Genomic DNA, 907 nt, shown 5'->3' on the forward strand with positions numbered 1-907 from the left:
CCATCCGCGGCAATATGATGAGCCACCGCCACCAACACATGCTCATCGGGGCCCACACGGAAAAGTGTTGCCCGCAAGGGAATCTCCACCGACAGATCGAACGCGTACCGCGCCGCCGCCTCGATGGCCTCCTGCAAACGGCCGGCAGACCAGCCGTCGGTCTTGACCACGTCCCACCTGACGGCCGATTGGGTGGGCGGCAGCACGACCTGCTGGGGGTTTCCCTCGGGCGCGATGAAGACGGTGCGCAAACTTTCGTGCCGCGCCACCACGTCGCCCAATGCGGCACGCAGTGCGTCGGTGTCGAGCCGCCCGTCCAGCCGCAGCGCTGCCGCCATGTTGTAGACGGGCGACGGCCCGTGCAGTTGGTCGATGAACCACAACCGCGACTGGGCGAACGACAGCGGGACCACCGCCGGGCGCTCGCAGGCCGTCAGCGGCGCCAGGCCGCCCCCGCCGGTGCCGACGCGCGGAGCCAGCTGTGCCACTGTGGGCGCCTCGAATAGGGCCCGCACCGAAAGCTGGCTCTCCAAGCCGTTATTGATTGCCGCGATCACCCGCATCGCCGACAGCGAGTCTCCGCCGAGGTCGAAGAACGAATCATCCGCCCCGACCCGCTCGACACCCAGGACTTGGGCGTAGATGCCGGCCAAGATCTCCTCGACCGCGGTGGCGGGGGCGCGATAGTGATCGGTGCCTTGGTAATCGGGCGCGGGCAGGGCGCGGGTGTCGAGTTTGCCGTTGACCGTCATCGGGAGCGCGGGGAGGGTGACGATGGCGGTGGGGATCATGTAGCCGGGCAGGCGCTGGGCCAACGCGGTGCGCAAGGTGGTGGGGTCGGCGGTGCCGGTGATGTAGCCGACGAGGCGTTTGTCGCCGGGGCGGTCCTCGCGCACGATCACCACGG

General features: G+C 69.0%; 1 protein-coding gene. It reads right to left on the reverse strand.

Features of this window, described 5'->3' with window-relative positions; all coding sequences use genetic code 11:
* Positions 1 to 907: condensation domain-containing protein (locus A5681_RS02800; RefSeq protein WP_231996197.1), on the reverse strand; the 907-nt coding region annotated here is incomplete at both ends.

It is taken from the genome of Mycobacterium scrofulaceum (assembly GCF_001667885.1).
In the GTDB taxonomy this organism is placed as follows: Bacteria; Actinomycetota; Actinomycetes; order Mycobacteriales; family Mycobacteriaceae; genus Mycobacterium; species Mycobacterium scrofulaceum_C.